Origin of the sequence: Halobacillus yeomjeoni, from assembly GCF_020171525.1 — a bacterium.
GTDB lineage: Bacteria > Bacillota > Bacilli > Bacillales > Halobacillaceae > Halobacillus > Halobacillus yeomjeoni.
The window spans coordinates 1,191,801-1,207,750 of record NZ_JAIVAI010000001.1; the positions used below are offsets into that span (position 1 = coordinate 1,191,801).

The following is a 15,950-nucleotide window of genomic DNA, read 5'->3' on the forward strand; positions in this document are numbered from 1 at the left end:
ATAAACCCTGCAATGGAACGACGCAGGATTCAAGGATCAAGAAAGCAGGTGTTATGGATGCATTTGAATAAAAAAGGAGAATGGATGGAGTTGACGGTCCCCTCCAATTGGGCCGGACAAACGATCGAACATACATTAAAAACAGATTTGCTTATTCCGAAAAAATTACTTCATCACCTACGAATGAATAAAGGAGTCAAAATCAATAATGAGGAGTCCTCCTGGTCTTATGAACTGAGAAAAGCAGATGTTCTTCAGATTCAACTTTTCATTCCTGAAGAGCTGGGGACTCCGCCGTCCTTTATGGACTTGAACGTGTTATTCGAAGACGATCACGTGCTGGTCGTGGACAAACCGACGGGTATGAACGTCCACCCCAACGACCCTGGTCAAAAGGATACACTTGCTAACGGCGTAGCTTTCCATTTTCAAAGCCAGGGACTGGAAGCGAAGGTCCGTCACATCCACCGATTGGATAAAGACACTACAGGCGCTGTCATCTTTGCAAAGAATCCTCTTGCTGTCGCAACTTTGGACCGTCTGTTGGAACAGCGGCGGATCAAGAGAACCTACACCGCACTCGTTCATGGAAAAATGAAAAAGAAAAAAGGGAAAATTGATGAGCCGATCGGGAAAGACAGGCACCATGGAACACGGCGCAGAGTCTCTCCACGCGGACAAAAAGCTGTCACGAACTACGAAGTGATTCATTATGACCCGGCAAGAGATTTAACCATGGTGGAGCTTCAACTCGAGACAGGCCGGACACACCAAATCCGCGTCCATATGAGTCACATCGGACATCCCTTATATGGTGATGTTTTATATGGGGGAAGTAAGAAAGGAAATCGCGTGGCTCTGCACGCATTCAAAGTAGAATTCCCCCACCCCATTACGGGCGAACGAATCAAATGCGAAGCTCCACTGCCTGAGGGGTTTGGTCTGTAAAAGCTTTTTCGCTGATATCCAAAAAAAAGAGTGGGCGGACGCCCACTCTTTAATCTTCCACTACTAAATTTTTCTCAAAACGACTAATATCATTATCAGCACCAATTACAATCAGAATGTCGCTCTCGCGAATCTCTTCTGTCGCCATCGGTGAAACGATGACTTCTTTTCCTCGCTTGATGGCTACGACATTACACCCATACTCTGCACGTATGTCGAGGTCGACCAGCGTACGGCCGCTCATCTTGCTTCCGGCTTTCACCTCTACAACACTATGGTCATCAGATAGCTCAATGTAATCGAGAATGTTGTTCGATATGATATTGTGAGCGATTCGTTTCCCCATATCTCGTTCAGGGTGTACGACGTGATCCGCTCCGATCTTATTCAATATCTTCTCATGGTAGTCATTTTGGGCTTTGACCGTAATGGTTTTGATGCCCATTTCTTTTAACATCAAAGTAGTCAGCATGCTCGCCTGAATGTTATCACCGATTGCAACGATAACGTGGTCAATGTTTGTAAAGCCTAACTCTTTCAAAACATTTTCATCTGTCGAGTCGGCAATGACGGCATGTCCAGCGATATCCCGATATTCATTCACTTTATCTTCATCAAGGTCAAGAGCCAGGACTTCCATGCCTTCACGGCTCAATTCACGGCAGATACTGCCGCCGAAGCGCCCAAGGCCTATGACTGCGAATTCTTTTTTCATGACATGTCCCCCATCTTCTCTAACAAAATCTACCGTTATTCTACCATAGAATGGCTTTTAAAGCATAAACGAAAATGCATCGTGGATTAATTCCTAACCAACCTTTTTTCATGGAGTAGAATAGACCACCTCATCTTCTCTATATACAACTAAACACCCCGGAAGTTATATTTTGACTCTAACATCCGGGGTGCACTGCCTAGCCTGCTCTACTTTTTACCTTTTACATAATCGGCGTCGAATAAGAACATTCTCATTAAAAGAATGAGAGACGGAATAAGCAGGAACAGTCCTGCGATAAATGCGATGATCAACGAGATCGCCATGGTTTCGTTTGTCACTCCACTGCTCAACGTCACAAATGGACGAAGCAGATACGGCAGGTGTGAAGCCCCATAACCGAAGAAAGCGAACAAGAATTGGAACATGACTGCGATAAAAGCCCAGCCATAATATTTTCCGATATAGATCAAGAATACGGCAATGAGGAAAAAGCCGACGGATATTCCGAATACCCACCAAAGTTCGATCGCACGCTGATAGTGTTCAAGATTCTGCTGACTCAACGCGATGAATGTCGTCAAGCTGGCGATGATCGTCGGTGAACTCCAGAACAGCGCATATTTTCTCACAAGCTCGAGGGCAGGTTTGTCCCCTGCACGGTTCGCATAGTAAGTTAAAAACATGGAACTGATATATAATACAGATACGACGGCTAGAAAGACCACACTCCATGAATACGGACTCGTTAATAGTTTTCCGTATAAAAGCTGGACGCCGTTGGCGGTCTCTTCAATGAACCCACCTTCAGAAATGGTCAACGCGGTTGAAAGGGACGCTGGGATAAGGAGTCCGGTCGCCCCGTATAAGAACATATACAAATGATTGTCTTTAGATCCGTAGTTTTCAAAAGCATAAAACGATCCCCGAATCGCTAACAGTACGATGGCGATACTTCCAGGCACAAGCAAGGACTGTCCAAAGTAATAAGCCATGTCCGGAAAGAATCCGACGAGTCCTACGAAGAAGAAGACGAAAAAGACGTTCGTCACTTCCCACACAGGTGATAGATACCTTGAAATCAACTGGTTGATGATATGATCTTTTTTGGTCAGTTTCGCATAATAGGCGAAAAAGCCTGCCCCGAAGTCAATCGAGGCAACAATCAAGTATCCATATAGGAAAATCCATAAAACTGTAATTCCAATTAACTCATAATTCATGATCAGTCATCCTCCTTCGTCGCTGCTACTTGAGGATAACGGCTTTCGAGCTCAAGCTCTGCCGGGTTGTTTTTGAACATTTTTCTCAAGACCGTTATACAACCGATGGCAAGGACCGTGTACAGAGCGATGAACAGGACGAACATCCAGTCCACGTGCGGTGACGTGGTGGCACCCTCAGAGACTTTCATGTAGCCTCTCAAGATCCACGGCTGACGTCCAACCTCAGCAAAGATCCAGCCGAATTCGATGGCTAACATGGAAAGCGGTCCGATCGATGCAATCCCCCATAACAACAGAGGGTTGTATTCGTTCCACTTTTTTACTTTCCAGAAAACTAAATAAAGGAATGTGATTCCCAATGTGAAGAATCCGATCCCGACCATCAAGTCGAACATGTAGTGAATCCATAATGGCGGACGTTCCTCTTCAGGAGTCTCTTCAAGACCAGTCACTTCAGCATTGAAGTCTCCATGAGCCAGGAAGCTCAATGCCTTCGGTATCCTGATGGCATTCTGAACTTCATTGTTTTCGTTGATGGTGCCGAACAGAATCAAATCGGCACCTTCTTCTGTTTCAAAGTGCCACTCCCCTGCTGCCAGTTTTTCCGGCTGATGTTCAGCAAGGAATTTCGCTGACAGGTCACCAGCAAGAGCAGTCATGATGGAAAATATGAACGTGGCGACGACCGTCAATTTAAGGGCTTTTTTATGATACTTCGAACCTTTTTTCATCAGTATGATAAACGCTGTGATCGTTGCCAGAATAGCCGCTGATGTCATATAAGATGATGAAATGACGTGGAACACTTTTGTTGGTGTCGCCGGGTTGAACATCGCTGCCAAAGGCTCGATGGATGTTATGACACGACCTTCCAAGTCAAACCCTTGCGGCGTATTCATGAATGCGTTGACGGTTGTGATGAAAAAAGCTGACATCGTCGATCCAATGATGACCGGCAGGGATAGCAGCCAGTGGAAAATCGGATTTTTAAACCGATCCCACGTGTATAAATAAACGCCAAGGAAAATCGCTTCAAAGAAAAATGCGAATGTCTCCAGGAATAACGGAAGACTGATCACATTTCCTGCGATTTGCATGAAGCTCGGCCACAACAATGAAAGCTGCAGACCGATGGCCGTACCTGTTACGACCCCTACGGCTACCGTGATTGTGAAACCACGGGTCCAACGGCGTGCTAATAACGTATAGTGAGGATCTTTCTTCTTGATCCCGATAAACTCCGCAATGGAGATCATGACAGGGACACCGACCCCTATCGTGGCAAAAATGATATGAAACGCCAATGTCAATGAAGTGAGCATTCGACTCATTACGACGCTATCATATTCGAACATAGTATATCCCCCTCAAAACTTTCAATCTTGTCAATAAAAACTATCTACATTCAGTATAAACGTTGAAAACGTTTCACGAATCGTCGGTTGTTGACGATTTTGTGACAAACTTCACAAACTATCAAATTTAAACTTATAGTAACCCAAACCTCTGATGATGTCTACGATTCTGCCTGTCTCACTACAAGCCCATTCCCTTTTATGACACTCTTTTAACACGGAAAATGCAACAAAAAAGTGACACCTGCATCCAGGTGTCACTTTTTGTACATTTACATCGCATCCAGCATTTGAAATTGTGCTTTCACTAATTCAAAATACTCGCCTTTTTGGTCCATCAATTCTTCATGAGAACCATTTTCGAGGATACGCCCATTTTCTAAAACAAATATATTGTCTGCTTCTCGAATCGTAGAAAGGCGGTGAGCGATGATAATCGCTGTCCGGCCTTTCAACAATTTTCGCAGCGCCGTTTGGATCTTCACTTCTGTTTCCGTATCGATACTTGCTGTCGCTTCATCAAGTATGAGAATACGAGGGTCTGCAAGAAGGGCCCTGGCGAACGAAAGCAGCTGTCTCTCACCAGCAGATAGAATATTTCCTCTTTCTTCTACCTCCGTTTCATACCCGTTCTTCAACCGCTGAATGAAGTCATCGGCACCTACCACTTTAGCCGCTTCAATCACTTCTTCATCACTCGCTCCTGGACGCCCGAAGCGGATGTTTTCTAAGATCGTTCCGGAAAAAATGAACGTATCTTGGAGAACGACACTGATCTGCTGCCTAACGCTGTCAATAGTGGCGTCTCGCAAATCGACTCCATCAATTTTGACAGCTCCTTTGGTAGGGTCATAGAATCGGCTGATCAAGTTGGCAATGGTAGACTTACCTGAACCGGTGTGACCGACTAAAGCTACAGTCTGACCTTGTTTCATTTCCAAGTTGATATCATGCAGGGCGATCCGTTTTTCATCGTAAGCAAATTGAACGTGATCGAATTCGATATGACCTTTCATATCCTTGAAATTCTTCGCGTCTTCTTTTTCTTCGACATTCGGTTTCTCATCGAGGAATTCAAAAATACGTTCAGAAGCCGCCATAGCCATCAACAACTGATTATACATCATCCCAAGCCTTGAAATCGGCTCCCAGAACATTCCAAGGAAGAAAGCGAAAGAAACGAACGTACCGATTTGGATCTCTCCCTGCAAAATAAGGAAAGCACCGTAAGATATTAAAATGACGGTTCCGACCGCATTGCTCATTTCTACGAATGGACGGAACATCGCACTTTTTCTTGTTGCTGTTTTCCAGGATTCGAAGTTATCGGTATTCACACCATCGAAGTATTCGGTATTTTCTTTTTCCTGTGAAAACGACTGGGTGATGCGTACACCTTGAATACTCTCATTCAAGTGAGAATTCAAGCGGGACTGCTGAATCCTTACATCCTGCCAGGAACGTCTTATATTCTTTCTTAATTTTGTAGAAATATAGAACATGATCGGCATGATGACCAGAATTGCAAGAGCAAGTTTCGGACTAAGGACGAAAAGAATTGCAATGATCCCTGTCAGCATGACGATATCCATCAATAGATTGATGATTCCGTTTGTAAAGAGTTCCTGTAACGAATTGATGTCATTCATGATCCGAACTAAGATGGAACCCGCAGATCTTGAGTCGAAAAACCTGTGAGACAAACGCTGTACATGTGAAAATAAGTGCTGACGCAGATCGTAAATGACATTCTGCCCTAAAGTGTTGACATATTTGATACGCAGCGAATTACCGATATAGCTGATCAAATATAAAACACCGATCACTACGACGAGCTTCACAAGCATTGGCGTATCTTTATTGGCAATCGCTGAATCAATCGCCACTTTACCAATCAGGACAGGAACTACCAGCCGGATGATCGTCGAAACCAGCATGGCGATAATTGAAATGGGCAGAAGTGACTTGGTGTAAGGCTTGATGTAGGTCAACAACCGCCACATCTGGGACCAGTTAAACGATTTTTCTACTGCTTGATCCTGTGAATATTTGAATCGATTCAAGTGTTTGTTCGTAGACGGTTCGTGTTTCGGTTTACGAGCCAATGATCTCCCCCCTTTATTAGCTGTGTGTGGCTTTCAAAATTTTTTCTTTATCCTGGTACTGGATGTCATAGATCCGTTGATACGGTCCTCCATTGGTAAGGAGATGCTCGTGGTTTCCTCGTTCTTTAACGACGCCATCTTCAAGCACTAAAATTTCATCCGCATGCTTCAGCGAAGAAATCCTATGGGCAATGATGAACGTAGTGCGCCCTCTCATCACTTCCTGCAATGCTTTTTGAATTTGGAATTCCGTTTCCATGTCTACGGCTGAAGTCGCATCATCCAACACGAGAATCGCCGGGTCGATCAAAATGGCACGAGCAATGGCGATCCGCTGCTTCTGCCCACCGGACAGCCCCATTCCTCTCTCACCTAGTAACGTGTCATAGCCATCTTCTAAGTCCATGATGAAGTCATGCGCCTGTGCCCGTTTGGCAGCGTCAATCACATCTTCAAGATCCGCATCTGGATTTCCGTAAGCGATGTTTTCTCTGATAGATGTTGAAAATAAAAAGGATTCTTGTAATACAAATCCGATATTTTTGCGGAGTGTTTTCAATTGATACTTATCGACAGGTTTGCCATCAACGAGCACTTCACCTTCTTCCGGTTCATAAAATCTCGTAATCAATTGAGTAATGCTTGTTTTTCCCGATCCTGTTGCACCGATCAACCCGATTGTTTTTCCAGGGGGTGCATCAAAAGAAATATGTTTTAAAGCTGAATCGTCATCTTCTGTGTAAGTTAACGTAACATCATTAAAGGTAACATGACCCTTTAAGCGGTCCTGAACAATGGCGCCTTCTGTTTCTTGAATGTCCTCATGGGCTTCTAAAATCTCAAGCAATCGTTCGCCTGAAGCTTTTGCCTGACTGAACAGGTTGATGACGAAACCGATATTCATCAAAGGTCCGACAATGTACCAGACCAGACTGAAGAAAGCGACTAGTTCTCCTAATTGCATCGTTCCATTAATCACTAATGATCCGCCATAAGCCAGCAAAGCCACTACACTGACATTGCCTATGAACTCCATCAACGGGAAATATTTCGCCCATATATTTGCAGTATTGATAAAGTTGGTACGATAATCATTGCTTCTATTGGAGAAGCGTCCGATTTCAAAATCTTCCCTGGACAGTGATTTGACTGTATTCATACCGCTGATATTTTCCTGCACACGTGTATTCAATTTTCCGAATGACTTACGGATTCTTCGGAAAGCCGGGTGCACACGACGGTCGAATTGGTAGACGACCAGCGCGAGGAATGGCATGGCTGCCATAGTCACCAGTGCCAATGAGATGGAATAATAGAACATGACACTTAAACTGATGAAGATCAACAGAGTGATCCGAATCAATTCTGAGAAACCGAAGGAGAGGAAAAAGCGGAATCCCTCGACATCAGCTGTCAGACGTGACATTAAATCGCCGGTTTTCGCATTATCATAATACTTGAACGATAAACGCTGCAGCTTCTTATATAGTTCATCCCGCATGTTGTACACCGATCGAATGCCGAAGTAGTCACCTAAGTACTGTTGGAAATATGTAGCGATCCCTTTGATGATCATGAGAATAATGAATGCAGCCCCGATATAGGGAATGAGATTATATCGTTCTTTCCTGACGACTTCATCGATCGTCACCTGTAATACAATTGGATAGACCACTGTAATGGCGGTTACAAAAAGAAGCGAAAACAGCGACCATATAAAAAATTTCTTATAAGGCCAGTAAAATTGCTTCAACTTTTTAAACGTATCCAAGAGCTTCCCTCCTTTTTAATCTTTTTGCCGTATTTACTAATATATCGGGTTACGAAATAAAATTCCACCTATTCGACTTAATTTTTCCAAAATTTATAGTAATTGAAATTTTAATGATTTCTTGTTTTTTTGGGTCTTTTGAAATGTAGTGTTGATTCATTCATTTCATGACTACTTGTAAAAAAAGAATCGCTTTCCGGGAGCAAGTGGATTATAAATACACCTCCATCTGGACATTTTGTATAATAAAAAATTCAACACCGAACTCCATAGACATCCCTAAAACAAAAAAAACAATTCCTTCTAAAAGGAATTGTTTTTTCAGACCTACTATTGATTGACGCCAAGCACACGATTTACTCGTTTACGAAGCATCTTCATTCCGCCACCGCCTGCCTGGAAGTGACGCAGACTGCCTTCTTCATCAAACACATAGTAGGCGGGGACATATTGATTTTCAAACGCATCGGTCAGCGCATGCTGGTTATCTACATAAATCGGTTGAGTGATCTCGTGCTCTTCTGCCACTTCCTTGATTTTTTGTAAATCCAGGTCTTTCTCTGAACGTGGCATATGAACAGCAATCACATTCAAGTCATCTTTGTACTCATCACGGAATTCATTGACGTTAGGCATGGCCTCTTTACAAAGTCCACAGCTTACAGACCAAAAATGAATCAACGTAGGTTTCCCACCGATCAAATCTTCTCTTGTAATCGGGCCGGTGTTCATCCACTCCGTCGGTTCTGGAATTTCCGGCATCGGTTCTCTTAGACGCATGTGTGCAGCCTCCTTCTATTTAGTTAGATATACCGTACAGTCTAACCATTCATGTCAGCCTCTGAACAATCATGGTTTTTGTTCAAATGGAAGCTTACAGCGTCTCCTGACCAGGTTTCCAGTTGGCCGGGCAAAGTCCGCCCGTTTGAAGAGCCTGCAGTACTCGCAATGTCTCATCTACATCACGACCGATGTCGTTATGGTTCACAACTTGGTAGCGGAGCTCCCCTTCTGGACTGATGATGAATAGGCCACGCAGGGCAACCCCTTCATCTTCAATCAGTACACCATAGTCTTTGGAAACTCGGTGGTTCGTATCTGCAGCCAGTGAATAATGCAAGTCACCGAGACCGTTATCTTCACGGGAAGTATTGATCCAAGCTAAATGAGTATGAATCGTGTCTGTAGACACGCCGATAATTTCTGCATCAAGATCTTCAAATTCATCGTAACGATCGGATAAAGAAGTGATTTCAGTCGGGCAAACAAATGTGAAGTCCATTGGATAGAAGAAAAGGACTGTCCACTTATCATTTTTCATGTTCTCTTCTAAAGAAACTTTTCCGAATTCTTTGTTTGACAGCACAGCATCCATTTCAAAGCGTGGTGCCTGCTTACCTACCATACGTTCTGCCATTTGTATCCCTCCAGTAGTTAAATCTGACAAGTTTTTCTCACAATTATCAGTATAACCAACTTTCTTTTTTTCAGTCCGATTCAACGGGTGTAATAGCAGTTTTTTTGGCATAGGTGGACATATATAGACTCATACTAAACGATGAGTAAAAAAACGGAACCTCTATTTATTTCGACATTTTCCTACTTTTCCTACCTTATAATTTGAAAACGGATGTCGGTTTCCGATATCCTTAGTGAGGGACATAAACTACAGGCAACGTAATATTGAAAGGAGCACTAACCATGAACTTATTCGAAGAGGGTTTTGAATTCAACCCGTCAGTCCTTGTTGAGTGGCTGATTACAGGTGGAGTTAAAATCCTAATTCTCTTAATCGCGTTTGCAATCATTAAACCGATTGGGCGTAAAGCGATTGAAGCTGCCATCCACAGACTGAGCAAACAAAGAAATTTATCTGAAAGTCGTTCGTTGACTCTACAAAAGCTCAGCGTAAACATTTTCTCATATGTTGTATTTTTCATCCTTGTTATTATGCTTCTAAGCACGATCGGAATTAACATCGGTCCATTGCTTGCCGGAGCAGGAATCGTAGGTTTGGCAATCGGTTTCGGAGCTCAAGGTCTTGTCTCCGACATCGTTACAGGGTTCTTCATTCTGTTGGAACGCCAAGTTGAAGTCGATGATTACGTAACAGCTGCCGGTTACGATGGAATCGTTGAAGAAGTAGGAATCCGCACAACAAAAATTCGCAGCTTTGATGGTACTTTGAACTTCGTACCAAACCGTAACATCTCAGGAGTTGCCAACCACTCCCGTGGGAATATGCGTGCACTTGTTGATATCGGAATCGGTTATGATGAGAATATCGACAAGGCAATGGAAGTCCTTCAAAAAGTTGCAGAGCGTTTTGAACAAGACGAGCGCTTTAAAGAAGGCCCAAGTGTGTTAGGCGTCCAAAGCCTTGGCTCATCTGATGTAGTCATCCGTGTTCTAGGAAAAACGGAAAACATGCAGCAGTGGGCTGTCGAGCGTGATATGCGTAAAGCTATGAAAGAAGCGCTTGATGAAGCTGGTATCGAAATTCCATTCCCACACCAGGTCAATATTTACAAAAACGAAGGCGACAATGAGTAATTCCACTAAAGCAAAAAGCCCGGCATAGCGCCGGGCTTTTTTTATGGGAGGCTCACGGTACCCCACGGAAAGGGAGTCATTCTAAAAGGCCGCCTCAAACAAATTCCAGGACAGAAAGAGCTGATATGAGCTCACTTGTGAAATAACAACACTAAACAATAACAGAGCCTATGGGAAAGAAAGTGTTACTCCACCAATCACCTATATAAAAGTGCTGCTTATGTCGCTTCCCACACTTCGACTTTTTTGATTTGTCCATCTTCCATATCGACAACTTTAAATTGAAGTTGATCAGATGTAATTACGGTTCCTTCTCTCGCATCGTAATCTCTCGTATAAATCCATCCTGATATCGTATCAATGTCATTATGGTCCAGATTCACATCAAAAAATTCATTGATGTCTTGAATCGAGGTTTTTCCTTCTAATAAGAAGTGACCGTTTTTCAAGCGCTTGATTTCTCTCTCTTCTTCATGATCGAACTCATCACGGATTTCTCCCACTATTTCCTCAAGAATATCTTCAACAGTTACGATTCCAGCCGTCCCTCCATACTCATCCATAAGAACGGCCATGTGAGTACGGGCTTTTTTCATTTTCACTAATAGGTCGTGGATCGGTACATTCTCAAATACTTTCAGTGCAGGACGGATGAAGGGCTCAAGACTTCCCTGTTTTTCAACATCTTCATAAAAGAACTCCTTCATATGGATGATTCCAAGCACATGATCCTTATCATCATCAACTACGGGATACCTCGTATAACGGTTCGTGCGCATTTCACGGATGATCGTCTTGATTGAATCATTGATATCAAGCACTTCCATCTCAGTCCTTGGAATCATGATTTCTTTAGCGGTTCGATTATCGAATTCGAATATACGATCGACATACGTATACTCGGAACGATTGATTTCCCCTTTTTGGTAGCTTTGCGTAAGGATATGACGCAGCTCATCTTCGGAGTGGACTTCATCAGACTCTTTAGCTGTCTGTAAGCCGAACAAGCGGACCAGGACGTTGGCCGATCCATTCAGTAAAAAGATGAGAGGATACATCATTTTGCTGTACCAAATCAAGGGCCGTGCCAACAGTAAAGTAATGACTTCTGACTTTTGGATAGCGAGTGTCTTTGGAGCCAGTTCCCCTAAGACGACATGTAGAAATGTGATAATGAAAAATGCAATCGCGAAAGATATGGTATGTGTCAGTCCACTAGGTAAATTAAACTGATCAATCAAAGGATGCAGAAGCACATCCAATGTCGGCTCTCCCAGCCAACCGAGCCCTAACGCAGTAATGGTAATACCAAGCTGACAAGCAGAAAGGTAATAGTCAAGATTATTAATCAGTTTCAATGCCTTCTTCGCTTTTTTGTCACCTTCAGCCGCCCGCGCTTCCATCCTCGTCTTACGGACTTTTACAATAGCGAATTCACTAGCGACAAAGAACGCAGTCAAAACGATCAGAATGGCTACAGCCAAAAGCTTAATGGTAATCTCCATAATCAAACCTCTCCCCCTACTCTATGTATCGGAGGCCTGGGCCTCCACTTCAATTAACAGGAGAAGCGTGCATCAATTTCCTGGCATACTTCCTCTGCCGTCCGACCATGGGCATTGATGACGGATCCTTCTGTGGCAGTATCCATCATACCCATTACATTTTGATCCTGGCCGGAGATGACACAACAATCACACCCTGCCGCGTCCTCCTGTTTTTGCATCTCTACTAGTTCATACCCTTTTTCTTGAAGAGCGGAACGTATATCGCTCAAGTTCTGTTCAATCGCTATTCTCTTCATCCCATCCACCTCCTACTTGGAGAAAAGTACATCATTATTGTGTACTTTTGTCTTAGAGGTATGCATGGGATTACAAGTGCCGGAGTGTCTTCTCAACAATGGAAATGCCTTTTTCTATCGCTCTTTCGTCTGGTTTTAAGGTGGATTGATGAAGACCGGCTTCCGAATCGACTCCAAGCCAGAACATGAACCCTGGTATGTCTTTCAGCATATAACCAAAGTCTTCTCCTGTCATTGCCATGGAAGCCTCCTGGAATTGGAGGTCGGTTTCGGAAACGAGTTTTCTAAAGTTCTGCACAAGTTCAGCATGATTATATACTTGATAATAATTCGAACCATAATCGATCTTCACTTCACACTCCTGAGAAATCTCCGTTCCTTTTGCGATTTTTTCAATTTCCGACTTTACACGCTGCATGGATTCCGGAGATAGAGTTCGTATGGTTCCCTCCGCTCTTGCGTCCTGAGCAATGATGTTTTGTACCGTTCCACCTGTGATTTTTCCTATAGAGATCACTGCGCTGTCTAATGGGTCGACGCGGCGCGAAACGATTTGTTGGATTTGAGTTATGAAATAACTGGCTGCTACCACCATATCGTGAGTCTGATGAGGGAAAGCGGCATGGCCGCCCTTGCCGGTAAAATCTATGAATAGTTCACTCGTGTTGGCAAACAAAAGCCCTGGTTTCGTTGCTACCGTTCCCACCGGCAGCTCTGGGGCTATGTGTAAAGCAAAGATTTTGTCCGGCCGGAACCGTTCCATCACTTTTGATTGTAACATCGGTTCCGCTCCGCCCGGTCCTTCTTCAGCGGGTTGAAATAGAAATACAACATCATTTTCAGCCGGAGACACAGATAGCTTAGAAAGAGCTCCTAAAGCGATGGTCATATGAAAATCGTGACCACATGCGTGCATGTGACCGTGATGCTTGGATGCGAAGGAGTACCCGGTTTCTTCCGTCAGCGGCAGACCATCGATGTCCGCCCGATACCCGATGGTTTCCTTCCCACCTTTTCCTCTGACACGTACGAAAATTCCCGTCTTCCATGTTTCTACTGTCAAATTTTCCTGCGGCAAATTACTGATATATTCAAGTAAGTATTTTTGTGTTTTCACTTCTTTGAATCCTAGTTCAGGAATCTGGTGGAGATCCCTGCGTATGTTTATCCATTTTTCTCCGCTCATTCTTTTCCTCCTTAGAAGAAAAGCCTTGCTGATCCAGCAAGGCTTTCATCGATCAATTATCCAATTTCCGTAATTCCTGCATGATTTCTGTTTTTGATTTGGTCTGATCATCGATATGTTTAATGACTTTTGCAGGAGTGCCTGCCACCAATGTATTCGGTGGAACGTCTTCTGTAACAATTGCACCTGCTGCAACGACGGCTCCCTCGCCTACAGTTACACCTTCCAGCACAACGGCATTCGCCCCGATGACGACACCATCCTCAACCACTACCGGCTTAGCAGATGGAGGCTCGATGACACCGGCAAGTACTGCCCCTGCCCCGATGTGGCAGTTTTTACCTACTGTAGCACGGCCACCGAGTACGACGTTCATATCAATCATCGTTCCTTCGCCGACGACGGATCCGATATTGATCATCGCACCAAGCATGATGACAGCTCCATCTCCGATTTCAACCTGATCTCGGATGACCGCACCCGGCTCGATACGAGCGTTGACTTTTTTCAAATCGAGAAGTGGAATAGCAGAATTCCTGCGATCATTTTCTACTACATAATCTTCGATCAGATCTTGATGCTGCTCAAGCAGCGGTTGAACTGCTTTCCATTCTCCGAACAATACACCGGCATTTCCACTGATGAAATCCTGTACTTCTTCACCAAAATCAATATCAGAAAGGTTCGTACCCTTTACGTGAACTTTTACAGGTGTAGACTTTTTACTATTCGAAATGAACGAAATGATTTCATGTGCATTCATTTGTTTCATGTTCTATTCCTCCTTCTATGTATCAATCTTTCATCCTTTACTTTATCAAAGCAACCAGAACAGAATCAATCCTCTTTTTTGGGAATTCTTAAAATTAAGAAAAAACTTACGACAGCCAGGCAGAGCAAGCCGATATAAACTCGATGCAAACCTGCACTTAAAGCCTCCTGCAAAACGACTAACGCCTCTCCCCCCAATTGCTTCCTTCCCTCTTCTGTCAGAAGTCTATTGGTCGAATCGACGTTGAACATATCATCCATCCCTGATTTTTCGAGAGCGGATTGTATCCGACTGTTCAATACCCCGCCAAGAAGCGCTGCACCAATCGCACTCCCTATCGTGCGCATGAACATATTGGATGCGGTAGCGATTCCTCTCGTTTCCCAACTGACACTGTTCTGAATGGAAACGATGAATGAAGTCGTCGATAATCCCATGCCAACCCCTATGAATAAGGAGCCCATGGCTGCGAATAAAGGACCTTTCTCCGGACTCAATAACGAAAAGATGGTACCTCCTACGATCAATGACACCCCTCCGAGAATGGAAGTTGTGCGGAAGCCTATTTTCAATACCAATCTACCGGCAACAGTAGATGCGATCGGCCAGCCGATGGACATCGTCGTCAACGTAAAGCCGGCGACCGTCGCTGACCTTTCCATCACCCCTTGAACAAAAGCGGGTAAATAGCTTGAAACCCCGATTAAAATCATCCCTGCGACCAAGGAAGTAAGGTTGGCATATAAAATCGAGCGGATCGACCATATATGAAAAGGAATCATCGGCTCCCGGGATTTTTTTTCATGATAAAGGAAAAACAAAAATCCACTGACAGACATGAGTATCAGTCCGAGCATCGGCCAGGAGATCCAGTCGATTCTCACACCACCTTCGACCAGAATGATCATCAACGAGCTGATCGTAAAGACGACCCAGAACGGGCCTGAAATATCGATGACCCGTTCTTTTTTGGTTACTTGTTCCTTGAAGAATATTAAAATCCCTGTCATAGCTAAAAGTCCAAGCGGAATGTTCATCCAAAATACATAAGGCCAGCTCAAAACATCAACGAAAAAACCCCCGAGCAATGGCCCTGTAACTGCTGAAATGCCCCAGACACTTGCTAAGTATCCTTGTATCTTCGCTCGTTCTTCCTTCGTATACATATCCCCGACGATCGTTGTCGCAATCGGCATCAAAGCTCCGGCGCCAAGCCCTTGGATTAACCTCGCAAATACCAAAAACTCCATCGATTCAGCTAAAGCGGATAGCGTAGCTCCCATTAAAAACAAGCTGATGCCGAGCAGAAAAATCGGCTTGCGGCCAAACATGTCGGAGAGCCGGCCGAATAGAAGTACAGTCGCTGCATTCGTCAGCAAGTAAGCCGAAAACACCCAGCTATATAAACGGAATCCACCTAAATCAGCGACGATGCTTGGCATAGCTGTCGAAACGATCGTCGCTTCAATAGCTGATAGAAACATGGCCAGCATCATAGCCTCTTTTATATCTACG

The 15,950-nt window shown here is 44.0% G+C and carries 14 protein-coding genes; 2 read left to right on the forward strand and 12 right to left on the reverse strand.

Going from position 1 to position 15,950, the window contains the following annotated elements:
• Positions 1–57 precede the first annotated feature (57 nt).
• Positions 58–948: an RluA family pseudouridine synthase gene (locus LCL89_RS06195; protein WP_224808782.1), complete on the forward strand. Its 891-nt coding sequence runs from the start codon at positions 58–60 to the stop codon at positions 946–948.
• Between the two features lie 49 nt (positions 949–997).
• Here the strand turns inward: LCL89_RS06195 and LCL89_RS06200 are convergent, their stop codons facing one another.
• The 7 genes from LCL89_RS06200 to LCL89_RS06230 all read right to left on the reverse strand — a co-directional run bounded on the left by LCL89_RS06200 (position 998) and on the right by LCL89_RS06230 (position 9,537).
• Positions 998–1,663 carry a potassium channel family protein gene (locus LCL89_RS06200; protein ID WP_197315611.1) on the reverse strand — a complete coding sequence of 222 codons (666 nt, stop codon included), beginning with the start codon at positions 1,661–1,663 and terminating at the stop codon, positions 998–1,000.
• A 209-nt stretch (positions 1,664–1,872) separates the two neighbouring features.
• The gene (locus LCL89_RS06205; protein ID WP_224808792.1) at positions 1,873–2,886 is read right to left on the reverse strand and encodes a cytochrome d ubiquinol oxidase subunit II; all 1,014 of its coding nucleotides are present in this window, start codon (positions 2,884–2,886) and stop codon (positions 1,873–1,875) included.
• Positions 2,887–2,888: 2 nt separating this feature from the next.
• Entirely contained in the window at positions 2,889–4,244 is a 1,356-nt protein-coding gene (locus tag LCL89_RS06210; protein WP_224808794.1) for a cytochrome ubiquinol oxidase subunit I, read from the reverse strand.
• 272 nt (positions 4,245–4,516) lie between these two features.
• A complete protein-coding gene (locus LCL89_RS06215) occupies positions 4,517–6,349 on the reverse strand; it encodes an ABC transporter ATP-binding protein (RefSeq protein ID WP_224808796.1) in 1,833 nt (610 codons plus the stop codon).
• Between the two features lie 16 nt (positions 6,350–6,365).
• Entirely contained in the window at positions 6,366–8,120 is a 1,755-nt protein-coding gene (locus LCL89_RS06220; protein WP_224808798.1) for an ABC transporter ATP-binding protein, read from the reverse strand.
• A gap of 330 nt (positions 8,121–8,450) precedes the next feature.
• The gene (locus tag LCL89_RS06225; RefSeq protein ID WP_224808800.1) at positions 8,451–8,900 is read right to left on the reverse strand and encodes a TlpA family protein disulfide reductase; all 450 of its coding nucleotides are present in this window, start codon (positions 8,898–8,900) and stop codon (positions 8,451–8,453) included.
• 94 nt (positions 8,901–8,994) lie between these two features.
• Positions 8,995–9,537 carry a peroxiredoxin gene (locus LCL89_RS06230; protein ID WP_197315605.1) on the reverse strand — a complete coding sequence of 181 codons (543 nt, stop codon included), beginning with the start codon at positions 9,535–9,537 and terminating at the stop codon, positions 8,995–8,997.
• A 284-nt stretch (positions 9,538–9,821) separates the two neighbouring features.
• On the opposite strand from LCL89_RS06230, the gene LCL89_RS06235 reads away from it, so the two are divergent.
• A complete protein-coding gene (locus tag LCL89_RS06235; protein ID WP_197315604.1) occupies positions 9,822–10,673 on the forward strand; it encodes a mechanosensitive ion channel family protein in 852 nt (283 codons plus the stop codon).
• Between the two features lie 218 nt (positions 10,674–10,891).
• On the opposite strand, the gene LCL89_RS06240 is transcribed toward LCL89_RS06235, so the two are convergent.
• From LCL89_RS06240 to LCL89_RS06260, 5 genes are all read right to left on the reverse strand, one after another.
• On the reverse strand, positions 10,892–12,178 hold the full coding sequence (locus tag LCL89_RS06240; protein WP_224808802.1) for a hemolysin family protein: 1,287 nt from the start codon (positions 12,176–12,178) through the stop codon (positions 10,892–10,894).
• A gap of 53 nt (positions 12,179–12,231) precedes the next feature.
• Positions 12,232–12,477, reverse strand: a complete 246-nt coding sequence (locus tag LCL89_RS06245) for a YkuS family protein (RefSeq protein WP_224808804.1) — start codon at positions 12,475–12,477, stop codon at positions 12,232–12,234.
• A gap of 70 nt (positions 12,478–12,547) precedes the next feature.
• A complete protein-coding gene (locus LCL89_RS06250; RefSeq protein ID WP_224808806.1) occupies positions 12,548–13,663 on the reverse strand; it encodes an N-acetyldiaminopimelate deacetylase in 1,116 nt (371 codons plus the stop codon).
• 52 nt (positions 13,664–13,715) lie between these two features.
• Positions 13,716–14,435, reverse strand: a complete 720-nt coding sequence (dapD, locus tag LCL89_RS06255; protein WP_224808808.1) for a 2,3,4,5-tetrahydropyridine-2,6-dicarboxylate N-acetyltransferase — start codon at positions 14,433–14,435, stop codon at positions 13,716–13,718.
• A 65-nt stretch (positions 14,436–14,500) separates the two neighbouring features.
• Complete coding sequence (locus LCL89_RS06260; protein ID WP_318245603.1) at positions 14,501–15,928, reverse strand: MDR family MFS transporter; 1,428 nt, start codon at positions 15,926–15,928, stop codon at positions 14,501–14,503.
• Positions 15,929–15,950: the final 22 nt, after the last annotated feature.